Origin of the sequence: Nostoc cycadae WK-1 (genome assembly GCF_002897135.1) — a bacterium.
GTDB lineage: Bacteria > Cyanobacteriota > Cyanobacteriia > Cyanobacteriales > Nostocaceae > Nostoc_B.
The window spans coordinates 130,442-149,701 of sequence record NZ_DF978431.1 but is presented as its reverse complement, the minus strand read 5'-3'; the positions used below and the strand labels follow the sequence as shown (position 1 = coordinate 149,701).

The 19,260-nt window shown below is 39.9% G+C and carries 17 protein-coding genes; 10 read left to right on the top strand and 7 right to left on the bottom strand.

Features of this window, described 5'->3' with window-relative positions; genetic code table 11:
• The first annotated feature begins 283 nt into the window (after positions 1-283).
• The 3 genes from NCWK1_RS17075 to NCWK1_RS17065 all read left to right on the top strand — a co-directional run bounded on the left by NCWK1_RS17075 (position 284) and on the right by NCWK1_RS17065 (position 6,416).
• Positions 284-4,249 carry an Ig-like domain-containing protein gene (locus tag NCWK1_RS17075; RefSeq protein WP_103125530.1) on the top strand — a complete coding sequence of 1,322 codons (3,966 nt, stop codon included), beginning with the start codon at positions 284-286 and terminating at the stop codon, positions 4,247-4,249.
• Between the two features lie 125 nt (positions 4,250-4,374).
• Positions 4,375-5,688 carry a cytochrome P450 gene (locus NCWK1_RS17070; protein ID WP_103125529.1) on the top strand — a complete coding sequence of 438 codons (1,314 nt, stop codon included), beginning with the start codon at positions 4,375-4,377 and terminating at the stop codon, positions 5,686-5,688.
• Positions 5,689-5,696: 8 nt separating this feature from the next.
• Positions 5,697-6,416, top strand: coding sequence for a hypothetical protein (locus NCWK1_RS17065; protein WP_103125528.1), 720 nt, complete (start codon positions 5,697-5,699; stop codon positions 6,414-6,416).
• A gap of 236 nt (positions 6,417-6,652) precedes the next feature.
• On the opposite strand, the gene NCWK1_RS17060 is transcribed toward NCWK1_RS17065, so the two are convergent.
• Positions 6,653-7,795: an NAD(P)/FAD-dependent oxidoreductase gene (locus tag NCWK1_RS17060; RefSeq protein WP_103125527.1), complete on the bottom strand. Its 1,143-nt coding sequence runs from the start codon at positions 7,793-7,795 to the stop codon at positions 6,653-6,655.
• Positions 7,796-8,695 (bottom strand): isopenicillin N synthase family dioxygenase, encoded by a 900-nt coding sequence (locus tag NCWK1_RS17055; protein ID WP_103125526.1) that lies wholly within the window; start codon positions 8,693-8,695, stop codon positions 7,796-7,798.
• A gap of 74 nt (positions 8,696-8,769) precedes the next feature.
• Between NCWK1_RS17055 and NCWK1_RS17050 the strand changes: the two genes are divergently transcribed.
• The gene (locus NCWK1_RS17050) at positions 8,770-9,276 is read left to right on the top strand and encodes a GNAT family N-acetyltransferase (RefSeq protein WP_103125525.1); all 507 of its coding nucleotides are present in this window, start codon (positions 8,770-8,772) and stop codon (positions 9,274-9,276) included.
• A gap of 199 nt (positions 9,277-9,475) precedes the next feature.
• A complete protein-coding gene (locus tag NCWK1_RS17045) occupies positions 9,476-11,161 on the top strand; it encodes an NAD(P)H-quinone oxidoreductase subunit 4 (RefSeq protein ID WP_103125524.1) in 1,686 nt (561 codons plus the stop codon).
• Positions 11,162-11,265: 104 nt separating this feature from the next.
• Here the strand turns inward: NCWK1_RS17045 and NCWK1_RS17040 are convergent, their stop codons facing one another.
• Entirely contained in the window at positions 11,266-12,021 is a 756-nt protein-coding gene (locus NCWK1_RS17040) for an alpha/beta fold hydrolase (RefSeq protein ID WP_103125523.1), read from the bottom strand.
• Between the two features lie 135 nt (positions 12,022-12,156).
• Here NCWK1_RS17040 and NCWK1_RS17035 point away from each other — a divergent pair, with 135 nt between their 5' ends.
• Positions 12,157-12,339 (top strand): hypothetical protein, encoded by a 183-nt coding sequence (locus NCWK1_RS17035; protein WP_103125522.1) that lies wholly within the window; start codon positions 12,157-12,159, stop codon positions 12,337-12,339.
• Positions 12,340-12,342: 3 nt separating this feature from the next.
• Here the strand turns inward: NCWK1_RS17035 and NCWK1_RS17030 are convergent, their stop codons facing one another.
• From NCWK1_RS17030 to NCWK1_RS17015, 4 genes are all read right to left on the bottom strand, one after another.
• Positions 12,343-13,617 (bottom strand): proton extrusion protein PcxA, encoded by a 1,275-nt coding sequence (locus tag NCWK1_RS17030; protein WP_103125521.1) that lies wholly within the window; start codon positions 13,615-13,617, stop codon positions 12,343-12,345.
• 86 nt (positions 13,618-13,703) lie between these two features.
• A complete protein-coding gene (locus NCWK1_RS17025; protein ID WP_096583887.1) occupies positions 13,704-14,378 on the bottom strand; it encodes a carbonic anhydrase in 675 nt (224 codons plus the stop codon).
• Between the two features lie 88 nt (positions 14,379-14,466).
• Complete coding sequence (locus NCWK1_RS17020; RefSeq protein WP_096583889.1) at positions 14,467-14,760, bottom strand: P-II family nitrogen regulator; 294 nt, start codon at positions 14,758-14,760, stop codon at positions 14,467-14,469.
• 4 nt (positions 14,761-14,764) lie between these two features.
• Positions 14,765-15,742: a sodium-dependent bicarbonate transport family permease gene (locus tag NCWK1_RS17015; RefSeq protein WP_103125520.1), complete on the bottom strand. Its 978-nt coding sequence runs from the start codon at positions 15,740-15,742 to the stop codon at positions 14,765-14,767.
• Positions 15,743-16,220: 478 nt separating this feature from the next.
• Here NCWK1_RS17015 and NCWK1_RS17010 point away from each other — a divergent pair, with 478 nt between their 5' ends.
• The 4 genes from NCWK1_RS17010 to NCWK1_RS16995 are packed head-to-tail and all read left to right on the top strand — an operon-like array spanning position 16,221 to position 19,200.
• Positions 16,221-16,793, top strand: a complete 573-nt coding sequence (locus NCWK1_RS17010; protein ID WP_245894919.1) for a COP23 domain-containing protein — start codon at positions 16,221-16,223, stop codon at positions 16,791-16,793.
• Positions 16,794-16,834: 41 nt separating this feature from the next.
• Entirely contained in the window at positions 16,835-17,623 is a 789-nt protein-coding gene (locus NCWK1_RS17005; RefSeq protein WP_103125519.1) for a S1 family peptidase, read from the top strand.
• A 7-nt stretch (positions 17,624-17,630) separates the two neighbouring features.
• Positions 17,631-18,434, top strand: a complete 804-nt coding sequence (locus NCWK1_RS17000) for a S1 family peptidase (RefSeq protein ID WP_103125518.1) — start codon at positions 17,631-17,633, stop codon at positions 18,432-18,434.
• Positions 18,435-18,471: 37 nt separating this feature from the next.
• Positions 18,472-19,200: a hypothetical protein gene (locus NCWK1_RS16995; RefSeq protein WP_103125517.1), complete on the top strand. Its 729-nt coding sequence runs from the start codon at positions 18,472-18,474 to the stop codon at positions 19,198-19,200.
• The last annotated feature ends 60 nt before the right edge of the window (positions 19,201-19,260 follow it).

Here is a 19,260-nt window from a genome sequence, read left to right as displayed (position 1 = left end):
TTTTCCTAGTATTTCCTTAACCTTAATTCAGTAAATTTTCGGGGACTATTGACACAAAAAAACTAGTCTCACCTGAAGTTGCAGTATATACAAAAACACTTGATGCAGTAGTGTGACAGGTCTAATTTGGTTCCTCAATCATCTGAGACTCCAGCCAGATTTCTAATTTGGTTATTTCTTCTGCCTTATTGAAGCCTGATTCTATGTTTATGAGCGAAGTACATTTGTCTATCGCTCTCAATTTTATGTTTCTGCAAAGCTATACATCTAAGGACAAATAGTCATGGCGATTGAATTTAATGGCTCTTATTCTGAGAACTTTGATAGTTTGGCATCTTCTGGTAGCAGTAGTGTACTTCCTTCTGGTTGGGCATTGTTGGAAACTGGAACCAGTGCAAATGTCAACGGACAGTACACGGCTGGTACTGGCTCTAATAACGCAGGCGATATATATAGTTTTGGCGCGACAGGTTCTAGTGAGAGAGCTTTTGGAACTCTACGCTCAGGTACTCTCAACCCCTCAATCGGTACAAGTTTTACAAATACCACAGGTAGCACAATTACAACGTTGAATTTGTCTTATAGAGGTGAACAATGGCGTTTGGGTGCAGCCAACAGAGGGTCTGATCGCTTAGATTTTCAGTACAGTCTGGATGCAACGTCTTTAAATACAGGAACTTGGGTAGATGTTGATAATTTAGATTTCAATTCTCCCGTGACTACTGGAACTGTAGGGGCGCTGGATGGAAATACGAATAGCAGCCAAATCACCACAACAATTACAGGGCTAAATATCCCCAATGGTGCAACTTTTTGGTTCCGTTGGTTAGATTTTGATGTTGCTAACGCAGATGATGGCTTGGCGATTGACAATTTTTCCCTTTCTACTGGAGTCACACCACCTGCGGTTCCCACAGTGGCGATCGCAACTACCGATGCAACCGCCGCCGAAGCAGCAAGCGACCCCGGAACCTTCCGCATCACCCGTACTGGCGATACAACCAATGCGCTGACTGTTAATTACACGGTTGCTGGTGGTGCAGATCAGACAGACTACACACCAAACCTGACAGGTAATGTGACAATCCCTGTTGGACAGTCCTTTGTGGATGTCACAATCACACCCGTGGATGACTCTTTGGTAGAGGGGAATGAAACTGTTACGCTGACGCTGGTAGACACTGCGGATTACAATTTAGGTGCAACTGCCACAGCTACAGTCACAATTGCTGATAATGATGTTGCGCCTGGGGCAGTTCGTATTCATGATATTCAAGGCACAGCACATATTTCACCCCTCAATGGCCAAGGTGTGGTGAATGTAGCCGGGATTGTTACAGCGATCGCCTCTAACGGCTTCTACATCCAAGACCCCACTCCCGATAACAATGATGCAACCTCCGAAGGGATTTTTGTTTTCACGGGTACTACTTCTGCTATTCTCAGCACCCGTACTGTCGGCGAAGCAGTATTAGTTACAGGTACAGTATCGGAGTTTCGCCCAGCTAACAACTCCAACAACCTGACTATTACCCAAATTGGCAATAACAATAATGTGCAGAGTCTGAGTGTGAGTGCTTGGACAGATGCACCAACTACAACTATTACCCCAACAATACTGGGCAATGGCGGACGGACGATTCCCACTCTGGTAATCAATGATGACTTTACCACTAGCGGTAATGTAGAAACAGGTGGAGATTTCGATTCAGTAAATGAAGGTATCGATTTTTACGAAAGTCTAGAAGGGATGTTAGTTCAGATTAACAATCCTGTGACGACATCTCCAAGCGCCAACTTTGGTACTTCTGAGGAAATCTGGGTGCTGGCAGATAACGGTGCTAATGCCACAAGCCGGACTGAGCGCGGCGGTAGTTTGATTACAGCCACCGACAGCAACCCAGAACGGATTCAAGTTGATGATTTAATCAATGGCTCAATCACATTACCAAGTGTGAATGTCGGCGCTCAACTCAGTACAATTACTGGTGTGGTTAACTACGATTTCAACAATTATGAAGTCCTGGTTCCATCTGCACCGACAGTGGTACAGCCATCTACTTTACAAAGAGAAGTTACAAATTTAACAGGTAATGCTGATCAATTGACAGTTGCTACTTTCAACGTAGAAAACCTCGATCCGGGTGATGGTGCAACTCAGTTTAATAACTTGGCTAACCGAATTGTGAATAACTTGCGATCGCCTGACATTATTTCTCTAGAAGAAATTCAGGATAATAACGGGGCGACGAATGACAGTGTAGTTGATGCCAGTGTAACTTATCAGACATTAATAGATGCGATCGCCGCATCTGGCGGCCCGACATATCAATATCGTCAAATTAACCCAGTAGATGATACCAATGGTGGTGAACCAGGCGGTAATATTCGCGTCGGCTTCTTGTTTAACCCCAATCGCGTCAGCTTTGTAGACCGTCCTGGTGGTGGTTCTACTACAAACATTTCCGTCACTAATGTTGATGGTACTCCCACCCTTTCTACTAGTCCTGGGTTAATTGACCCGACAAACCCTGCTTTCAACAGCAGCCGTAAACCTTTAGTTGGTGAGTTTGTCTTTAACGGTCAAAGTGTTTATCTCATTGGCAATCACTTTAACTCCAAAGGTGGCGACCAACCTTTATTCGGGCCAAGTCAACCGCCAGTTCTCAGTAGTGAAGCGCAACGCCAGCAACAAGCCACCATTGTCAGAAACTTTGTGCAAGAGATTTTGGCAATTGACCCGAATGCGAATGTGGTTGTGCTGGGTGACTTGAATGATTTTGAGTTTTCTAATCCTCTCACCACATTAGAAAGTGCAGGACTAACTTCTTTAATTGAAACTCTACCTGCAAATGAGCGTTACACCTATAATTTTCAAGGTAACGCCCAGGTACTTGATCACATTTTAGCAAGTCAAAACTTGGTGAATAACTTAGATGGCTATGATGTAGTTCACATCAACTCAGAGTTTTTTGATCAAGATAGCGACCATGATCCTGTTGTAGCGAGGTTCAATTTACCACCAGCCAACCAAGCACCAACGGCGGTGATATTTAATAATACTGTTACCAGTATCAACGAAAATACAAATACCAGCGATCGCATCAAAGTTGCAGACATCGCCATTACCGATGATGGACGAGGCACAAATAACCTAAGTGTGACTGGTGCAGATGCTAGTTTCTTTGAAATCGATAATTCTGTACTGTATCTGCGGGCTAACACTAACTTAGATTTTGAAACCCGTTCTAACTACGGTGTGACAGTTGCCGTGGATGATCCGACAGTTGGTACTACTCCCGATGCTACTGCTAATTTCTCCTTAGCTGTCAATAATGTCAACGAAACACCAACCGCTAGGAATGACAGCACCACAACTACGGATATTCAACCAGTAATTATTAATGTTCTCACCAATGATAGCGACCCAGATAGTAATCCATTAACTATCAACAGCTTTACCAATCCGACAACAGGTAATTTAGTGAGGAATAACGACAACACCTTTACCTACACACCACAAATTGGCTTCACTGGTGCTGACAGTTTTACTTACACTGTGAGTGATGGCAATTTAACTAGTACAGCCACAGTTAACTTGACAGTTACCCTTGGTAGCAACCAGATTAACGGCACTAACGGTAGTGATATATTACTGGGAACTAGCAGAATCGATGTTATCCGCAGTTTGGGGGGTAACGATATTATTAGCGGCTTAGGTAATAACGATGTCATATATGGTGGCGATGGTAATGACATAATAGACGGCGGGGCTGGTAATGACAGCCTCTATGGTGAAAATGGCAGTGATATTGTTTATGGTGGCGATGGTAATGACACCTTGAATGGTGGTGCTGGTGACGATATGTTGCTTGGTGATGCTGGTAATGACACCCTCATCGGCGGCTTAGGTCGAGATATTCTGGCTGGTGGAAATGGTAGAGATAGCTTTTACCTGAATAATGGGGCGGGAAACTCGGATATTATCACTGACTTGGTATCTGGGATTGATAGTCTTGTTGTTTCTCAGTTGGAATTTGGACTTAACCAAGTATTGGGTACACTTGACCCTGGCTTATTCCGCCTGGGTAGCAGTGCAAGCACAGCCAGCGATCGCTTTATCTACGACAGAAGTACAGGTAAACTATTCTTTGATCAAGATGGTATTGGTAGTGTTGCCAAAGTGCAAATAGGCCAACTGTCTAATCGACCAACTCTGAGCAATACCGATTTTACTGTGATTGCGTAGCTGAGTAAGCAGTAATAATTATTACTGTTCAGATACCCGACTTCTGTTAGAAGTCGGGTATCTTGTTGAAATCGAATGATTGAGGATGGCTATACTTAATCATATTTGGTGCGATCGCGAGTCTCATGAACAAATTACCACTACCACCAGGAAGCTTTGGTTTACCAGTTGTCGGAGAAACTCTATCTTTTTTGGCAGATTTAAACTTTGTCGAAAAACGCTATCAACGATATGGTTCGATTTTTAAAACTCATATTTTAGGTAGACCAACAGTTGCAATGGTCGGGACAAAAGCAGTGGAGTTTGTCCTTTCTAGCCATATCGAAAATTTTTCTTGGCGTGAAGGCTGGCCGGAAAATTTTAAAGTATTGTTGGGTGAATCATTATTTTTACAAGATGGCGAAGAACACCGCCGCAATCGCCGTTTAATGATGCCAGCTTTACACGGGCCAGCGCTGACAAACTATGTCACTACAATGGATGAAATTGTCTGCAATTACCTAAAACAATGGGAGAATAAACAAGAGTTTACTTGGTTTGAAGAGTTTAAAAAACTGACTTTTGATATTGCAAGTCAACTGTTATTAGGTACAAGCGCCAGTGAAGAAGTTATCCGTTTAAGTAGGTTATTTACTAACCTCACCAATGGTTTTTTTGCTTTGAATACTTTGCCTTTACCTTTTACTACCTTTAGCAAAGCGATCGCAGCGCGTAATCAAATTTTAGAACACATTGCTCAGGTTGTGAAAGCACGCCAGCAAAATCCCAGCAAAGATGCTTTAAGTTTATTAATCCAGGCTAGGGATGAAGATGGTAACAGCCTCAGTGAAAAGGAAATTATCGTCCAAGCCGTGCTGTTACTCTTTGCGGGACATGAAACCACCACTGCAATGTTGACTTGGTTAGCAACAGAGTTAGCCCTTCATCCAGAGATTTTACACCGCGCCAGAGAAGAACAGTTACAACTGACTTCATCTGGTTCTGTAACTCTAGAACAATTGGGAAAAATGCCTTATTTAGACCAAATTTTATGGGAAGTTGAACGACTACATCCACCAGTTGCAGGGGGATTTCGTGGGGTAGTCAAAGAGTTTGAATACGATGGTTATTATGTCCCGACTGGTTGGCAATTATATTATTCAATTTTAACTACTCAAAACCTACCAGAAATTTACCCTGAACCAGAACGTTTTGATCCTGACCGCTTCAGCCCTCAGCGCCAAGAACACAAACAGTATCCTTTCAGTTTAATTGGTTTTGGTGGAGGGCCGCGGGTATGTATTGGTGTGGCATTTGCCAAAATGGAAATGAAGATTGTTGCTGCCCATCTTTTACGCAGCTATGATTGGGAAATCTTACCTAACCAAAGTTTGGCTACAGTCCGAATTCCCACAAATCGTCCTAAAGATGGGTTGCGGGTTCGATTCCAGCCCCGGTGAAATTGTATATGACACCTCAAATCAATATCAGTTTGCCGTCAGAAGTGTCTCAACGTTGGCAAAGTGTCAAAGATTTTGTCAACCAAGAGACTAACTCTGTGAATAATTCTCTACAACAAGTTGGCGAATCTTGGCAAGAAACAGCTACAACAACCATTGAAAAAGCTAAATCTTCGATTGGACAAGGGTTACAAACCGCTGACCAGTTTAAGAATACAACATCAGGCGCAATTGAAACTGCGATCGCCTCTTCCATCAATGATTGGCTGACACAGCATCCAATGATGTTGCGTCTACTTCATATACTTAATTGGGCAGCGAATCACCCTATTATCAGTTTAGTAATTTTGCTGTTTAGTCTTGCTATTCTTTTCAGTATTATCAACGCTATTATTCGTTTATTTACAACAGCAAGTTTTTCTATCTTGCAAGCACCATTAAAATTATTACAAGCTTTAATTAAAGTTATATTCCTAACCTTAGCTAAAGTTGGTGGTTTTACTTTTAATAAAATCACCAATCATCATCAAATAGATAATACAAATACTATTCAACCTATTTATCAAGATAAACAGCAAAGATTAGCAGAAATTTCTTGTCGTTTAGAAACACTCCAACAAGAACAACAGCAACTTTTACAAGAAGCCGCCGAAATCATCGCCACAGACACCACCAATCTCGAAATTCAAGAAATTAGATTCCCTCAAAATCACATCAATAATCTTTAAACATTCATATATAGCAGGGTACAGCTTAGAGGTGACAGGTGACAGAGTTAAAAGTCTTTTATCGTCTAATTTTTATCGCTTACCGATATCCTAACTACCTTGGCTAAAGCTATACCTCATAACCTAACGAAAAAAACCTCAGCGTAACTCCGCGCTTACCTCCGCGACGGCAGTCGCTTTATGCCGGGGAACCCGTCCACCACGCTGCCTCACCTTTGCGTTGAAAAAAGACCTAACTAAACCTGCATAAATCCCATAATAATTTCATCTTCCGTACCAGTAACAAAATTAGCAAAACGTTGTGCTAAAGGTGGTACAAAAACCAGAGGATTGCTAAATCCTGAAAAAATATGCACATCTTTCAATTCTGGCACAGCACTAATTACAGGTAGTCGATTATTACTAAACGCCACTAAACAATGATGCCAAGTTCCAGGTAAATTACCCAAAGTTGGTAACACTGATAAAATACTATTTCGTAACCATTGTTCGCTGTCTTCTGAGTTTACCTGTGCATGAGGATTTGTTAACACTCGACTAATTTGACCTAAGCGTAAGCTACCATCTAAAAATTGAACTGCACCTACATCTAATATTGGTGAGACTAATTCATTTCCTAAATCATCCCACAATTCATCAACTTGTGTGGATGCTGATTCTAATTCAAATCTTTGCAAATTAGCGGGCATCACTAAAGTATTTAACTGCAAATCTACAGGCGGAATTTCGATCATTTCGGCGTGGGTAAAATACACCTTAATAGAAACCCCGGCTGACTTGAGTAATTGTCTGCTAAGTCCACCAGCACAAATCACAACATTAGCACTGTGGTAATTTTCGGTATGCGTTTGAACACCACCGCTGAGAATTTGCAAAACCTGACTAATCTGCATTTCCCCCCCAGCACGTAAAAATGCTTGAATATAAGCTTGTGCGGTTTTTTCGGGATGAATATGGCCATGTTTGACAGTTAACGCACCGGAAATAACTTCCCGATTTAATAGTGGTTCTAACTCACAAGCTGCTTGTAAACTCAGTAACCGCGGCGGAACTGCACATTTAGCATAAACACTAGCTGCTGCTTCTGGGTTGCTATCAGCGGAAATCGTCAGTAATAAATCTAATTCTCGCAACTCAATATCAGCATCTAATTCTTGAGACAGAACTTGGTAACGGGCGATCGCTTCTTGGCATAATTGACGAGTGAGTGGTGTTGTCCCCGACCAATAAGCTAATCCACCATAACTATATCGAGTTGCATTGTCTGGTGTGGCGTGTTGTTCTAATAAAAGTACACTCCAGCCGACTTTGACCAATTCATAAGCAAGTGTAGCACCTGTAATTCCGCCACCAACTACAATCCAGTCGTAGGTTTTCATTCAATATGTTGCTTGTAGACGACTCAAAAGATATTCTCCCGCCAGAATGGGAGGATAAATAGGCGCACGTTCTTTTTGGCAAGTTTCTAGACAAGCAATTTCTGTATCATCATTAGGATGACAGAAAAAAGCTATAGAATAACGCGATCGCTCCAACTTTTGATTGTGAGGAATCATTACCCGATGCTTGGTTGAACAAAACACATCATTTGTCCAACGCTGCATCAAATCGCCAGTATTCACAATCACTGTATCAGGAATTGTCGGCGCAGCAATCCACTCCCCCGCAGTTGTTTGCACTTCCAAACCACCTACATTGTCTTGGAAAAGCAAGGTAATACTGCCATAATCAGAATGCTCACCAGCACGTACTTGTCCAGGTTTAGGCGGTGTTTGTAAAGGGGGATAATGTAGCAGTCGCAAGGTATGATTTTGTTGATTATGTCTAATAGTAAAAAAATATTCTGGTAATTCTAAGGCTAAAGCAAATGCTTGCAAAATTTTATTTGCTAGTTCTGTACAAGCTTGATAAAAGACAAAAATTTCAGGCTCATTTGCTGGAGGTTGTAGAGTCAATAATTCTGCTTTGTTGAAATTAAATGCTTCTTTTAAATCTCCTGGTTGATTAGGGTCAAGACGTTCTCTTTCAATACCTACATACCCAATGTTACTCAATTCATTTTTCCAAGCCAATTTTTGTTTAGCCGCTAAAGATAAATTAAACAATGATTTACTATGACAGAATACTTGGGCAATCAAATCTTTTGATATCCCTGAATTTCGTAAATACATAAAACCAATTTTATGACAAGCATCATAAATTTCTTTGGCTATAGCTTGTTGAGATTTGATATCACTTTTTCTAAAAGTAGCTAAATCAATAATGGGAATTTTCAACATTAGAAATATTAAATTGAGATTTTTTCACAATAATTGCTCAAGTTTACAAAATTAATTAAAAAAAGGAATTTATTTTGCTAAAAATTATTCATTTTGATAACGAACAAGATAAAACTCATCTGCAAAATTTGTTTTTTGAATATTTTAGCTGGATAAACTTGATGTGGAGCCAGGAATTTAACACAAGTTTTGATGTTAATGCTTATTTAGAGGAATCTCTTACTCAACTAGATGAATTTATGCCACCAGTAGGACGCTTACTTTTAGCCAGATATAAAGGCAAAATCGTTGGTTGTGTTGGCTTACGCAGAATTGATGAGGGAATTGGTGAAATAAAAAGGATGTATGTCAAGCCAAAATTTCGGGAAAAAGGTATCGGTAAAGCTTTATTAGAAAATATCATCTATGAAGCTGCCAATATTGGTTATTCTAAACTACGCTTAGATACGGCTCCTTTTACGAAGGAAGCGCAAGCACTCTATCATTCACTCGGTTTTCAAGATATCGAACCATATTTTGCCAAACTGGAAGTGCCTCCAGAATACCGAGCCAACTGGATTTTTATGGAATTGAGACTTTAATTAGGCAAAACAGCAGCACTAATGAGCTTCACTTAACTAAATCTAGTTTTTAGCTATTATCGAACAACTTTGCCCTTATTTAGCCATTGATAGAATCAATTCCTTCTATACCTATTATGGGTAAAGATTTATGAAGAAAATATAACAAAATTGCATATAATAATCTCATTCACACACATAAGTATTTTTGCTTACTGCCATGATAGCGGATGGATTTCCTTGGCTAACTACGATTATTATGTTGCCACTTGTGGCTTCTATACTCATCCCTGTGCTGCCTGATAAAGACGGCAAGCTTGTGCGATGGTATGCCCTAGGTGTGGCGATCGCAGACTTTATCTTGATGTGCTACGCTTTTTGGCAGCATTACGATGCCAACAATGCAACTTTTCAACTCGTGGAGAAATATGCCTGGTTGCCTCAGTTAGGTCTGAGTTGGGCAGTTTCAGTCGATGGAATATCTGCGCCATTAGTGCTACTGGCAGGGCTAGTCACCACACTTTCGATATTTGCAGCCTGGCAAGTTAACCTCAAGCCACGCTTGTTTTATTTCTTGATGTTGCTGTTATATAGCGCCCAAATCGGCGTGTTCGTCGCCCAAGACTTATTATTATTCTTCATTATGTGGGAACTAGAACTGGTTCCTGTTTACCTACTTGTCTCCATTTGGGGTGGTCAAAAACGCCGCTACGCCGCGACCAAATTCTTACTTTACACCGCCGCAGCTTCTATTTTTATTCTCATAGCTGGGCTGGGAATGGCACTCTATGGCGATAATACAACCTTCGATATAGTTGAACTTGGTGCTAAGAATTATCCTTTGGCTTTAGAACTGTGGTTGTATGCAGGACTATTAATTGCCTTTGGTGTCAAATTAGCTATATTTCCTTTGCATACATGGTTGCCCGATGCCCACGGTGAAGCATCTGCCCCCGTATCCATGCTTTTAGCCGGTGTACTGCTCAAAATGGGCGGATATGGGTTAATTCGTCTCAATTTAGAATTGTTATCTGATGCCCATGTTTACTTTGCACCACTCCTCGCAACTCTCGGCGTAATCAATATTATTTATGGTGCATTAAACTCTTTTGCTCAGACGAACATGAAGCGCCGTCTTGCTTATTCGTCTATTTCCCACATGGGCTTTGTACTGCTGGGAATTGCCTCCTTCACCGATGTCGGTGTCAGTGGAGCGATGCTGCAAATGCTTTCTCACGGTTTAATTGCCGCAGTATTATTCTTCTTAGCAGGTGTGACTTACGATCGCACCCATACAATGGCAATGGCAAGCATGGGCGGTATTGGCCAAGTCATGCCAAAAGTCTTTGCTTTATTCACCGCTGGCGCAATGGCATCACTGGCTCTTCCTGGAATGAGTGGCTTTGTGAGCGAACTACAAGTATTTGTAGGCATTACCACCAGCGACATCTACAGTTCCACATTCTGCACCGTCATGGTTTTCTTAGCCGCCGTGGGAGTTATCCTCACCCCCATTTATCTGCTTTCGATGTTGAGACAGGTATTTTACGGTACTGGTGCAGAACTCACCTGTGATATCAACAATGCTTCTTTAGAAAATCAAGAAGATGAAGGAACAGTTTGCTTCGGTACAGACTGTCTCCTACCCAGCGAAGCCGTCTATCGAGATGCTCAACCGCGGGAAATATTTATCGCTGCTTGTTTCTTGGTGTTGATTATTGGCTTTGGTTTCTATCCCAAATTGGCTACGCAAATGTACGATGTGAAAACTGTGGCTGTCAACACTCAAGTACGCCAATCATATATTCAATTTGCCCAAGCCAATCCTCAAATATACGCCAAGGGATTATTTGCGCCCCAAATTGCCCAGCCGGAAACTGCACCTGTTTTAGGAATAATTAAATAACAGGCACTTACGCATCAAGGTTAATTATTGAGATCGGGTGTAAGGGTATATGCCTTAAGGGTTTTGCTCACTTACACCCCTAAATTTATTGTCTTTTAATTCTGTCACCTATCACCTGTCCCCTGCAATAATACCGAAGCCAGCAACTCAGGACAAGACAAATGCGGGCAATGTCCAGAAGCTAACTCAATAGCATCAACTCCCAAGCGCTTGCGTGCAGCGTAACGTGACCATGCAGGAGATATGATTCGGTCATTAGTACCAACAATATATTTACGCTCAACTGTAGGTATAGCTTTTAAAGGATTCGTTTCAAACATATAAGCCAGAGATAGTTGCAAGCGACTTTTTGCGATCGCCCACTGTGCTACATCCGGTGGACAATCATGATAGAAAAATTGCCTTAACACGGCTGCGTCTGAATAATCTTTACCCACAGAATCTGGTTCATACATTCCAGGCTCATCGTAGAACTGTTCGAGTTTGCTTGAGTCTTTTGCCTGGTAATTCAACGATTGAAGTGTCTTTGAATCAAGTTGATGAGCAAATTGGTCAAGAATACTAATTCCTGGATACGGAAGCAGTGCAGCAACAAACACTAGTTGACGCACTTTTACAGTTTCTGCAACCAGAGGAATTATAGTACCAGCCATTGAGTGACCAACTAGGACAATATCATCATCAGTTTTGGGCAACACTTGAATAACTGCATCTGCAAATTGAGACAAAGTAGTAGAAGCATTTTCAATTGGCAAATCCATTGCTAGGGTTGTATGACCCTGTGCTTCTAAGTAGGGAGTGAGCAATTCCCAACACCAAGTGCCTTGAAATGCACCGTGAACTAGGCAAAAAAGACTCATATCAAATTGAATAGGCCGTAATGGTGAACTGATTGAGTAAACTTTAGCTTAATCCAAATGCCTACTTTTAGATATATGACTATTAGTCCTGTTCCTAGTTAATCTAAAATCAGAGACTACAACAGGTACAAAGATATGAATAAAACATTAATTACTAGCGTGATTTTTGCAATGTTAATTTTATTGATTGTTTCTCCTTTTGCTGCCCTTGCTAGTTTAATGATTGTGTTGTTAGTATCAGCAACTTTCTGGTTTATCAAAAATTTATTACAAACGATTATTAGCGGTCATGTTCAGTCAACAGAAGAAGGAGAGTGATTGCTACTCGTTTATTTCTTTGTATGTAGCTAGTGCTGAAGGTGATAAGCGGCTGAGGTAACGGAATATCCAATATTTAACAACTGTATCTAAAATCACCGGAAATGTAGCAATAAATAGAAATATTAAACTTTCATTTGCTGCTACACCAAGATGCTCGGCTAAACCTTCAAGAATGACTTCCCAACCGTGCGGTGAGTGGAAACCGACAAATATATCGGTGAACAAAATAATTACAAAGGCTTTGGCACTATCGCTCAAACCAAAGATAATTTCATCTATAAACGACTTAATAGCCGCAATTTCTTTCTTCCCATTAACTACTACTACTGCAAACGCTACTAAGGAAATTAAATCAGCAAAAACATTACTAATAGCATCTTTACTTTTCCACCGAAATTCTTGAGCTATTTCTATAGCTTTTTCCTTAATATTTCTCTCTATTTCTTCTGAAGACAAAATGGGAGCTTTTTTGAGTAGAGTTTGAAATTTTAATTTTTCCTCAAAAATTTTTAACTCTTTAAAAGCTTCTTCTTCCATTTCAGAATTGATAAACACTGGAGTAATTTGTTGACTCCTAACACGCTCTACTATCGGACTAACTAAAAATTCTTTAGATAATTGCCGTGTTAATAAGGGAATAACCATGAGCAGGATTAAAAACCTAATCGAGGTTCTCGTCCGATTTTGAGAAATGTGGTAGTTACGAATAAAGTCGGCTTCAGCTTGGGGAGAAAAGTCAGTGGTAATTCTATTAATTGTTCTACCGATAGAACTGGGAAGAAATCCTATACTTTGATTGCTGCTAGGATTGATTAGATTAGATGTATTTTGATAAATTTCACTGTCAATTCTTATGGGTTTAGGTTGCGAGATTGATTGTTTGTTTATATTGCTAATTATTACTGTTTGTTGCTGATATTTATCAATGACTTCATCAATAAACTGGAGCTTAATTAATAAAACTGGATTAGAAATTTCTAGTAGTGAGCGACTAGACTGGAATTCCGCTAGTCTCAGTTTAATAATAGTTAAATTTTGTGTAAGTATACTCTGCCAATAAGACATGACATTTGGGGTCTCATTTACGGATGTAGCAGCAATGATTTGACAGTTGAAATGCTCTATTTCAATATTCCTGATTTTCTGTGCAGCCTCGTAAGCTTGTGCAAGCGATCGCTCTGGTGTATTGATAAACCATTGCTTCATCACTTCCCAATATTCAGATACTTTTTGCAGCAGCAAATCACTATTCTTTATAAACAAAAAATTCTTCATTGCCGTATTGAGGGTAATCTATCATTAAGATAGGGTAATAATGAGTTTAAATTCTCATTATTACCCTATCCAACATCAATAATGAATTACTCTGAATATACACCAATCAAAGGATTTGGGACAGGGAATGGTCGATTTTCCAAAATCTTAAATTGACCATTGTCAGCATCATAAGCAAAAACTTCACCACTCTCAATTTCATAAATCCACGCATGAAGAGTCAATTGACCGCTGTGAAGTCGAGAACGAATAATTGGATGGGTTTCGAGATTTTCTATCTGCGTTAGTACATTCTGTTCAATGGCAATTTTTAACAGCCTGTCAGTTGGATAGTCTTTGTAGTTATCCATAACTAAGCGGCGAGTCGGTTCAGCGTAATGCCGCAACCAGTCATAAACTAAAGGCATTTGCTGTGCCAAACTACCTATTTGTAATAATCCTCTCATCGCACCACAATGAGAATGACCACAAATCACTATATCATCAATATTTAAAGCTTGAATTGCATATTCGATTCCCGCAGCTTCAGCGCTATTGGGTGAGCCATAGGGTGGAATAATATTACCAATATTACGGATAACAAATAAATCTCCAGGCTGACTTTGAGTGATTAAAAAAGGATCAATCCGCGAGTCAGAGCAAGTAATAAATAATACTTCTGGGTTTTGACCTTGTGATAAATTTTCAAATAATTCTCGGTGTGTATTAAAATAATTATCATGAAATTCATTCAGCCCCTCAATGATACGTTTAATTGGCACGGTTAAATACTCCTTAGTAATATTAGTAATAAACTAAATGGAATTTTTAGAGACACTGATATTATCAATACGTCTCCTCAGAGCTTATCTAATGTGCAATCCACTTGGCATCAGAGACAATACACACACCTCCAAATTTTTTCAGAATTGGCTCAATTGCTGTTACTAATTCTTGTTCTTGTTCATGTGTGCAAACACTCATCACATATCCATTAGTGAGTGCATGAGTTTCTAAATCATTAAAAACTTTGCCTCTGTCTCCTTTACCTGTGACATCTTCAATTACTGTGTAGCCAGAAACTCCGACTTTTTCTAAAATTTCTAGAACCTTAGTGATTTCTAATGAGTTTGTCACTATTTCTATCTTTTTGATGGCTTCCATTGGGTTAAACTCCAATAGCTTTGATAATGTTGAAATACAAAGGAATGCCAATAATAATGTTGAAAGGAAAAGTTAAAGCTAATGCCATCGATACATATAAACTAGGATTAGCTTCAGGAACTGTCATTCTCATTGCTGCGGGAACTGCTATATAAGAAGCACTTGCACAAAGAACAGCGAATAGTAAGGAATTTCCCGCCGACATACCAATTAATTTTGCGAGAATTATGCCCACAATTGCATTAGCTACAGGCATTAATATAGCAAAGGCAATTAAAAAAGAACCTGTCTTCCGCATATCTTTAATTCTTCTAGCAGCAACCATACCCATATCTAGTAAAAAGAAGGCTAAAACCCCATAAAAAATATCTTGGGTGAATGGGTGTAGTTTTTCCCAGCCTCTTTCGCCTGTAAGAGTTCCAATAATCACGCTACCGATGAGGAGAAAAACTGAACCATTCAAAAAAGCTTCTCGTAAAACTTCGCCCCAAGCAAATTCTCCTTTTTTGTTTTCTTGATTTGGTGCAAATAATCTTACTAGCAAAATACCCACAATAATTGCAGGTGATTCCATTAATGCTAAAGCTGCTACCATGTGTCCACCAGAGGAAATATTGAGAATTTTGAGAAATGATTGAGCAGTAATAAAGGTGACGGCGCTGATAGAACCATAAGTTGCGGCGATCGCAGCTGCATTATATGCGTCTAGTTTGAGTTTTAAAATGAAAAAGGAGTACACAGGTACAGCAGAAGCCATCAGGATTGCTGACAAAAGTGTGAGAGAAATTTCTGTATTGATGCCACTCTGTGTAATTTCATATCCTCCCTTAAAGCCAATAGCTAGTAACAGGTAAAGTGAAAATAGTTTAGGTAAAGGTTGAGGTATTTCGAGGTCGGATTTAAAAAAAATTGCCAGCATTCCTAAAAAGAAAAATAGCACTGGTGGATTTAATATATTGGACAGAATTAAACTAGAATTCATATCTATAACTCCTGATATTGATTCAGCACAAAGACCAATAAACTCACAGATTGATTCACAACTAAAAATTCTTGTAATAAATAATCAACCATGCTCGGTTAATATATTGCAATATTGTGAAGAATATGTGTTTTTCTTATGTCATTGAGATGAATTAGCTAAAAAATATACTTTGATACATGCAATCTCTAAAAAAGCTAATTGAAATAGAAGTCAGAAGCTAGAACTAGCAGGAATTAGGATTAATGAGTAAATAATACCAAACTGCTACTTATCAATAATTCAGTATCAATTCTATGTTTGAAGCAGAATTTTTCATTGATGAAAGTAATTTTCACTTCACGAAAATAGTTTTACTATGGGTAGTGCTACTAGGTTTAAGATAAATTAATTGTATAGCTGGAACTATTACCGTGATTTTACGGTCAATGCTGTTTTACACTTTCAGTAAGACACCTGATATTGTCGAGGAAGTTAAGTGTTAAGGATAAAATTGGGGTTCTTTAGCCAAGGGTTAATGGGGATTGCAGGAACTTCTGTGGTTGCGTTGGGTATGATTGCAACTATCAATCAGCCCAGTTATGCGGGAGGGACTATCTTCAAGTGTGAAAAGCGTCAGGGTATACCGATAACAGTGGCTCAAACTCAAGATGGTAGGAAAGTCCCGATGATTCAATGGTCATCGCAGGATTACTTTACTAGGGAGTGGAATTCGGAACGCCGTTGTTATGAAGTATCGCGGAGATTTCAAAAAAGCTATGACAATGGCAAACTAAAGTACATCAAAACTGGCATCCTCAGAGGTGAACCAGTGGTATGTGCAGCAGTGAATCAAAATGCTCCTTGTACAGATAGTTCTTTGTTATTCACTCTCAAGCGTGGTAGTAATGCGAAGGCAACCTTGAGAAGATTAATGAATCGACGGGGATTAGTTGCTGGAAATGTACTCAATGAAAGTGGCGGAGACTCGTTGAATATTGATTTTGATACATATCTGAATCATGCTACAAATGAGCAAAATAGCGATATTAATCAAGATATTAATGAATAAAGATGCGATCGCTATTTCATATCCCTTGTAAATACAGATAGATGAATTGTTCTTTGTTGACGCTGGTTGTTTGTCTTGGCAGTATCTCCCTGACACTGTCGGCCTCAGCACCAGTCGTCAGTATTCCTGCACCAGATTATATTGCTCAGTCAGTTCCTCTTTCACAACAGGCGCAGTTTATTACTGTCAAAGTCAGATCTCAAGATTTTTTGGGGTCAGGTATTATATTGCGCCGCAACGGTGCAACATACACGGTGTTAACTAATGCTCATGTGTTACAAGCTGGTGATCCTCCCTATCGTATACAAACAGTGGATGGTAGGATTTATACAGCTAATTTACCTCAACGCTTAAACTTCGGGAAAAACGATTTGGCTGTGTTGCAATTTAAAAGTGCAGGCAGTATCTATGCAGTAGCATCTTTTGGGGCATCTCCCACACCAGGAGATGAAGTATTTGCTGCGGGTTATCCAGCGGTGGAAGAGAGAGGGAAAAAACAAAGCTTTGCATTTACTACAGGTAAGGTGGGTTTAGTTCTAGCCAAACCATTAGAAGGGGGTTATCAGCTAGGCTACACCAACAATATTAAAAACGGGATGAGTGGCGGCCCTTTATTAAATCGTCGGGGTCAAGTAGTGGGAATCAATGGGATGCAGGCTTATCCTTTGTGGGATCAACCTTCGGTATTTGCTGATGGTTCCAAAGCTGAGGAAAGATTGCATCAAATGATTATTCGCCTGAGTTGGGCTGTACCAATAACAAAGGTAATGCAGATGATACCCAAAGCCGAAAAAACTACGGTTACTACTGTATTCAGTAAGGCTGATTAGAGGTCAGATGATGAGACTTAATCGTGGATTAACAACAGCAATTATCGGAGTAGCGATCGCCTTTACGCAACCAGAAATTGCTCGACCCTTAACTGCTCAAGATGTCACCAATCTCGCTAAAGATATTACAGTACTGATTAGCGGCCCCAAACTCGGTTCTGGAGTTATTATTTATCGCAAAGGCAAAACCTACAGTGTTCTCACCAATTGGCATGTTGTTGATGAGTCAGGAACCTACACTATTCAAACGCGGGATCAAACTCAATATCAAATCCCACCAACATCTATTACCCGTGTGCCAGAAGCGGATTTAGCAATTTTACAGTTTAACAGCGATAAGGCACACAATGTTGCTATTTTTGGCAATTCTGATGCCACCAGAGAAGGAACAACTGTATATGTATCCGGCGCACCAGAACCATTGAATGGGATTGAAAGCCGGACTGTGTTGGTTCCAATGGGGCAAATTATTGGTACAAATTCTCAAGACAAAGAAGGTTACACCTTAATTTATAGCAACACTACTCATAGTGGTATGAGTGGTGGCCCAGTATTAGACGACAATGGGCGTTTAATTGGGATTCACGGACGGGGCGCTAGAGATGATGATAATCTCAAAGTTGGTTTTAACCTAGGCATTCCCATCAAATTTTTGCTCAATTCCAAAGCTGTCAGCACTTTAAAATTGACAATTCCCATTGCTCAACCCAAGGACAAACCTGCATCTGCAAATGTTCCTACCATTGGGAGGCCGAGTGTCATCAATGGTTCTGGGGGAGCCGCAGGTTCTTGTCCTGGTAGAATTTGCTAATTATTACATTCTTTTTTACGTAACAAATTTTTTTAAGATGAAAAAGTTTTTACAATTGAGCCTTTTAACTGTATTACTATTGCCAACATTGCCAAATTTGGATGGCAAAAAAGCGATCGCTCAAAGTGCGATCGATGAAGATAAACTCAATACAGTCAATGGTATGCCTTGGGCTGGGGGTGGTTTGCCTTTTAGCAAACTCGTTAATATTCAAGATACCCTGGTAAATTCTGCTTTAGGTAAAGTAGTCATTGATGCCCACGGTGAAGATCCATTAAGCAGTTTAATTAAAAGTCCTTTTAGCGGCCCCCGTCCCGGTAGATTTGTCATTATTTCTCTTTGGGGAAGCAAAATTGAAGGCTGCTTTGCCAAAATTGTTGTGCAAACAGCCCCCAGCAATGGCCAAGCTACATTAGATGAAATCGCGCCAACAACAATAGAGTTAGGCATTGATGGTCAAATTCTCCAGTTAACTCCTACTCCTAATACCAAAGTCAGAGGCTTTTCTGGCAAATATACATATACAGAATATGAAAACAATCAAAACGTTTCATATAACAATACTTGGTATATGTCAGATACTTTGTTTGCTATCAATGCCGATGCTGCTAATATTTTACGCAAAGCTCCAGCCAAAGAAATTCGCGCTCGGTTAACTTTTGCCAATGGTGATACTAAAGTTTTTCCTATTGGTAAGGGAACTGTAAAACATTGGCAAGAAGCTTATGGGTTTAATAATACTTGTACTGCACCCAGTCAGCCGTAAAAAAGGTAAAAGTTAAAAGGCAAAAGGCAAAAGAATAGATGCTACAGTATTCTTACTTTT

Excerpts from the sequence above, each read along its gene's own strand:
- NCWK1_RS17035 (WP_103125522.1), top strand. The coding sequence starts at position 12,157 with ATGAATAAAACATTAATTACTAGCGTGATTTTTGCAATGTTAATTTTA.
- NCWK1_RS17065 (WP_103125528.1), top strand. The coding sequence starts at position 5,697 with ATGACACCTCAAATCAATATCAGTTTGCCGTCAGAAGTGTCTCAACGT.
- NCWK1_RS17055 (WP_103125526.1), bottom strand. The coding sequence starts at position 8,695 with ATGTTGAAAATTCCCATTATTGATTTAGCTACTTTTAGAAAAAGTGAT.
- NCWK1_RS17020 (WP_096583889.1), bottom strand. The coding sequence starts at position 14,760 with ATGGAAGCCATCAAAAAGATAGAAATAGTGACAAACTCATTAGAAATC.
- NCWK1_RS17015 (WP_103125520.1), bottom strand. The coding sequence starts at position 15,742 with ATGAATTCTAGTTTAATTCTGTCCAATATATTAAATCCACCAGTGCTA.
- NCWK1_RS17075 (WP_103125530.1), top strand. The coding sequence starts at position 284 with ATGGCGATTGAATTTAATGGCTCTTATTCTGAGAACTTTGATAGTTTG.
- NCWK1_RS16995 (WP_103125517.1), top strand. The coding sequence starts at position 18,472 with ATGAAAAAGTTTTTACAATTGAGCCTTTTAACTGTATTACTATTGCCA.
- NCWK1_RS17045 (WP_103125524.1), top strand. The coding sequence starts at position 9,476 with ATGATAGCGGATGGATTTCCTTGGCTAACTACGATTATTATGTTGCCA.
- NCWK1_RS17030 (WP_103125521.1), bottom strand. The coding sequence starts at position 13,617 with ATGAAGAATTTTTTGTTTATAAAGAATAGTGATTTGCTGCTGCAAAAA.
- NCWK1_RS17040 (WP_103125523.1), bottom strand. The coding sequence starts at position 12,021 with ATGAGTCTTTTTTGCCTAGTTCACGGTGCATTTCAAGGCACTTGGTGT.
- NCWK1_RS17005 (WP_103125519.1), top strand. The coding sequence starts at position 16,835 with ATGAATTGTTCTTTGTTGACGCTGGTTGTTTGTCTTGGCAGTATCTCC.
- NCWK1_RS17070 (WP_103125529.1), top strand. The coding sequence starts at position 4,375 with ATGAACAAATTACCACTACCACCAGGAAGCTTTGGTTTACCAGTTGTC.
- NCWK1_RS17000 (WP_103125518.1), top strand. The coding sequence starts at position 17,631 with ATGATGAGACTTAATCGTGGATTAACAACAGCAATTATCGGAGTAGCG.
- NCWK1_RS17060 (WP_103125527.1), bottom strand. The coding sequence starts at position 7,795 with ATGAAAACCTACGACTGGATTGTAGTTGGTGGCGGAATTACAGGTGCT.